This window comes from Pseudoalteromonas sp. S1609, assembly GCF_005887255.1.
GTDB lineage: Bacteria > Pseudomonadota > Gammaproteobacteria > Enterobacterales > Alteromonadaceae > Pseudoalteromonas.
Window position 1 is genome coordinate 1 of record NZ_PNDJ01000121.1, and the last position, 4522, is coordinate 4522.

Annotated in this window: 4 protein-coding genes and 1 pseudogene; 4 read left to right on the forward strand and 1 reads right to left on the reverse strand. The window is 41.4% G+C overall.

Annotated elements, in window-relative coordinates; genetic code table 11:
* Window positions 1-658 (reverse strand): annotated as a pseudogene (locus CWB76_RS18980) (signal recognition particle-docking protein FtsY); the annotation flags it as partial.
* A gap of 205 nt (window positions 659-863) precedes the next feature.
* Here CWB76_RS18980 and rsmD point away from each other — a divergent pair.
* The 4 genes from rsmD (at window position 864) to dnaG (ending at window position 4208) form a co-directional block, all read left to right on the forward strand.
* Window positions 864-1469 (forward strand): 16S rRNA (guanine(966)-N(2))-methyltransferase RsmD, encoded by a 606-nt coding sequence (gene rsmD / locus CWB76_RS18985; protein WP_138609678.1) that lies wholly within the window; start codon window positions 864-866, stop codon window positions 1467-1469.
* Between the two features lie 145 nt (window positions 1470-1614).
* Window positions 1615-1830, forward strand: a complete 216-nt coding sequence (gene rpsU, locus CWB76_RS18990; RefSeq protein WP_002957797.1) for a 30S ribosomal protein S21 — start codon at window positions 1615-1617, stop codon at window positions 1828-1830.
* Window positions 1831-1849: 19 nt separating this feature from the next.
* A complete protein-coding gene (locus CWB76_RS18995; protein ID WP_008114877.1) occupies window positions 1850-2296 on the forward strand; it encodes a GatB/YqeY domain-containing protein in 447 nt (148 codons plus the stop codon).
* A gap of 160 nt (window positions 2297-2456) precedes the next feature.
* Window positions 2457-4208, forward strand: a complete 1752-nt coding sequence (dnaG, locus tag CWB76_RS19000) for a DNA primase (protein WP_138609680.1) — start codon at window positions 2457-2459, stop codon at window positions 4206-4208.
* The last annotated feature ends 314 nt before the right edge of the window (window positions 4209-4522 follow it).

A 4522-nucleotide genomic window follows, 5' to 3' on the forward strand; every position in this document is an offset into this window, starting at 1 on the left:
CGCGCCCCCCCGCACCCCCCCCCCCCCCCCACCGCCCCCCCGCCGCTTGTTCTGCGCGAAGACGCCGTAGGTCTAAACGTTCATTTTCAGCTTGCTCTGCTGCAATGCGCTGTTGCTCTAAACGCTCATTCTCAGCTTGTTCAGCCGCAATGCGTTGTTGTTCTAGGCGATCATTCTCAGCTTTTTCAGCTGCTATACGCTCTTGCTCTAACAACATTTGCGCTTCTTGTTCTGCTAAACGTTGAGCTTGCTCTTGTCTTTGCTGCTCGGCATCTGCCTGTTGTTTAGCCAATAGCTCAGCGTTAGCTTGTTCAATCGCTTGTTTTTCTGCTGCCGCAGCGCGTTGTGCTTGCGCCTGTTTTTCTTGCTCTAAACGCTCTGTCTCTGCTTTTTCGGCAGCTATTTGTTGTTCGGCTTTTTCAGCTTGCTCTTGCGCTAAACGTTCTGCTTCAGCTTGTTCAGCTGCAATTCGGGCTTGTTCTAAACGTTCGGCTTCAGCTTGCAAACGCTCTGCCTCGGCCTTCTCTGCTGCTAAGCGCTCCTGTTCGGCTTTTTCTGCCTGCTCGTTTGCTAATGCTTGTTGTTTATCAGCTTCTGCTTGTTTTTTATCTGACTTGCCAAAACCGAGCCACGACATGAATTTACTTTTTTTTGCCATACTTGCTAATAACCACTTATAAAAATCTGATAAACTAACGATAATGATAGCGTGCTTTTAAGCCTAAATAATTGCTTTTTAGCAACACGTTATCCTCGAGGGTGCATAATAGTAACACTTTTAGCGCAGTTGAAAAATGACACGCCGTGATATGATTGCAATATTATCTGAGCTAGATCATAGATACCAATTTTTAGTGAGTTAAATGAGAAAAAAAATCACACCAAATAACACCACCCATAAATCAGTCGATGGCGTTATTAGAATCATTAGCGGCCAATTTCGCGGTCGTAAACTGCCAGTAAAAGACGTTCAAGGCTTGCGCCCTACAACCGACAGAATAAAAGAAACAGTATTTAATTGGTTAATGCACGATACCCGAGATGCACGCACTCTCGATTGCTTTGCCGGCTCTGGTGGTTTAGGATTTGAAGCGCTATCTCGCTTTGCTAAAAACACCACATTTTTAGAGCTTGATCCGCTAGCAGCAAAACAGCTAACGCAAAATATTGCCACTCTTAATGCACAAAATGCACAGGTACTTAATACTAATACTTTGACCTTTCTTGAAAGCAAAAACACCAATGACACATTTAATTTAGTTTTTATTGACCCGCCATTTCGCAAAAATTTAGCCCAATCATGCTGTGATTTATTAGAAAATAATCAATGGCTCGACCCTGACGCACTAATATATGTTGAAGTAGAAACGGAGTTAAGCTCGTTTAAAGCACCTAGTAACTGGTTGTTAATAAAAGAGAAAAAAGCTGGGCAAGTTTTTTGCAGGCTATACCAACGGCATATAAATTAACACTGTTTTAGCGGTCGGGTTTCTGTTAATATTATCCTTTACATGTGGTGTTGCTTCGGATTACAATACCGCACCATTTTTGAACCACTTGATCAATGTTTGATCAACTTGAGCAACGCTCATAATTTAGGTAGGTGAATTTTTAATGCCAGTAATTAAAGTAAGAGAGAACGAACCGTTTGACGTAGCACTTCGTCGCTTCAAGCGTTCATGTGAAAAAGCAGGTATCCTTTCAGAAGTTCGTCGTCGCGAGCACTATGAAAAACCAACAGCTGAGCGTAAGCGTAAAAAAGCAGCTGCTGTTAAACGTCACATGAAAAAACTTTCTCGTGATAACGCTCGTCGCGTTAAATTATACTAATATATTAGGTCTTGTATAAATGAGCCTTTTAATAACGCTAAAAGATGCGCAAAAAGATGCGATGAGAGCTAAAGACAAACAACGTCTTAATCCTATTCGCATGGTACTTGCTGCAATCAAGCAACGTGAAATTGACGAGCAAATAACACTAGACGACGCAGGTATTACCTCCGTTATAGTGAAGCTTGTTAAACAACGTCGCGACTCTTACACTCAGTACAAAGATGCTGGGCGTGATGATTTAGCTGAAATTGAAGCCAATGAGATTACAGCACTTGAAGCTTTTTTACCTCAACAATTGAGTGAAGAAGAAATCATTGCTCTCATTGACGCGGCTATTGCTGATACTAACGCAGCAGGTATGCAAGACATGGGTAAAGTAATGGGTATAATCAAAAGCAAAGCCGAAGGTCGTGCCGATATGGGCAAAATCTCAGGTTTAATTAAGCAACGATTAACTGCCTAATACTCCCACATACATTAAGTATGATTGAAGTAAACCGAGCCTTGAGCTCGGTTTCTTCGTTTAGAGCACTTCAAAAAAATATGCATTTGTGTTCCAATCTCTGCGTATTATAATTCGCTTTTAACACTTTTATATTTACCTTAGGGCTGTACTTTAAACAATGGCTGGAAAGATCCCACGCAACTTTATCGATGATTTATTGGCACGAACCGATATTGTCGACCTGATTGACTCAAAGGTAGGGTTGAAAAAAGCGGGCAAAGACTATCAAGCTTGCTGTCCTTTTCACAATGAAAAATCGCCTTCGTTTACTGTATCGCAAGATAAACAGTTTTATCATTGCTTTGGCTGTGGCGCTAACGGCAATGCTATTTCTTTTGTTATGGAATATGACAAACTTGAGTTTGTTGATGCAATTGAAGAGCTAGCCAGTTTACTTAACCTAGATGTTCCTCGCGAACAAGGAAGTAGTAATGGCCCAGAACGCACCGCAGCACAAAAACGTTCAGACTACGATTTAATGCTCCATGCAGCGCGTTTTTATCAACACCAGTTAAAACATCATAGTAATTCTGAAACAGTAATAGACTATGTAAAAGGTCGCGGCTTAAGCGGCGCAACAGTTAAAAAGTTTATGATGGGCTATGCGCCCAGCGAATGGGAAGGCCTCTGCCAACAGCTTGGACGTAATCAAGAACAAAAAGAGCAATTAGTTGAGCTGAAGCTCGCATCTGAAAAAACGCCAGGTAAGCAATTCGATTTTTTCCGTGATCGTTTAATGTTTCCTATTCGTGATAAACGCGGTCGCGTAATTGCTTTTGGTGGCCGTGTAATGCAAGCAGATCAGGGGCCAAAATATTTAAACTCTCCTGAAACACGAATATTCCACAAAGGCTTTGAACTTTATGGCCTTTATGAAGCAAAACAAGCACATAAAAAACTCGATCATATACTTATAGTCGAAGGTTATATGGACGTCGTTGCGCTGGCTGAACAAGGAATAGAATACGCAGTTGCCGCACTCGGCACAGCGACAACCAGCGAGCATATGCACACCTTATTTAGAACCACTGACAAAGTTATTTGTTGCTACGACGGTGACCGTGCAGGTAAAGATGCCGCGTGGCGTGCACTGGAAAATGCACTTCCTTACTTAAACGATGGCAAAGCACTGCATTTTGTATTTTTACCCGATGGTGAAGACCCTGATTCACTCGTTCAACAAGAAGGTAAAGAGGCTTTTGAGCAACGCCTTGAAAACGCCGATGACTTCACTAAAGTGCTGTTTAATAAACTAAGTAAAGAGATTGATTTAACGCTTGATTCCGGTAAAGCTAAGCTACTTAGTGCAGCATTGCCATTAATTGAAAAGATCCCGAGTGAGTTCTATCAAGAAAATATCCTAGAGCAGTTAGGCCGATTAATTGGTCGCACCCGTGAGCAACTTAATAATCACTTAAAAACGCCAAAACAACAGCAAGCAATTGAACGCAAATTTAAAATTACCCCCATGCGCCAAGCGATAGGTATTTTAATTCAGCATCCTAATTTGGCGAAAAGCGTGCCCTACCTGCCTGATTTAGCACAAATGAATATTGCAGGAATCGGCTTGTTATTACGCCTACAACATCAAGCGTTACAAAAAGATGGCATTACCACTGCACAAATTCTCGAATCATTTAGAGATACTGATGACTATGAGCCACTAACTAAGTTAGCGACATGGCAACATCAAATAAATGAAGAGCGTTTAGAGACTGTTTTTCAAAATACTTTTAAATTTATTGAAGATCAGTGTTTAAATTATCGACTAGAGACCCTATTAATAAAAGACAAGACACAGGGCTTAAATAGCGATGAACGACTAGAATGTCATTTGCTAATGACAGCGTTAAAAACGACTAACAGTTAGGGTCTGTTTATCTTTCGAGGTTAAGTTTACAGCAGTGTGTTTGGTATTTAGACAAGGCAGAGCCTATGTAGTGTGGTTATTCCACATAAATAGGCGATAACACAGCATAAATGCCAAACACGCGCTGCCCTTTGGGTTCGACCCAAAGGAGGTTTACTCTTTGTTGCTCGGTTTTTACTTAGCCCACTAGGTTACAAACCTCACGCCGCGATTAAACCACCCCTGGATTGAATAAACTTTAATCCGCAAAACCAACAGACCCTAGGTGTTCATAAAAATTATTGGTAATGATAAGTTTTCAATTCGTTGAGATG

What these genes read in the sequence shown, in the direction of transcription:
- rsmD (WP_138609678.1), top strand. Translation starts at nt 864, where the DNA reads ATGAGAAAAAAAATCACACCAAATAACACCACCCATAAATCAGTCGAT.
- rpsU (WP_002957797.1), top strand. Translation starts at nt 1,615, where the DNA reads ATGCCAGTAATTAAAGTAAGAGAGAACGAACCGTTTGACGTAGCACTT.
- CWB76_RS18995 (WP_008114877.1), top strand. Translation starts at nt 1,850, where the DNA reads ATGAGCCTTTTAATAACGCTAAAAGATGCGCAAAAAGATGCGATGAGA.
- dnaG (WP_138609680.1), top strand. Translation starts at nt 2,457, where the DNA reads ATGGCTGGAAAGATCCCACGCAACTTTATCGATGATTTATTGGCACGA.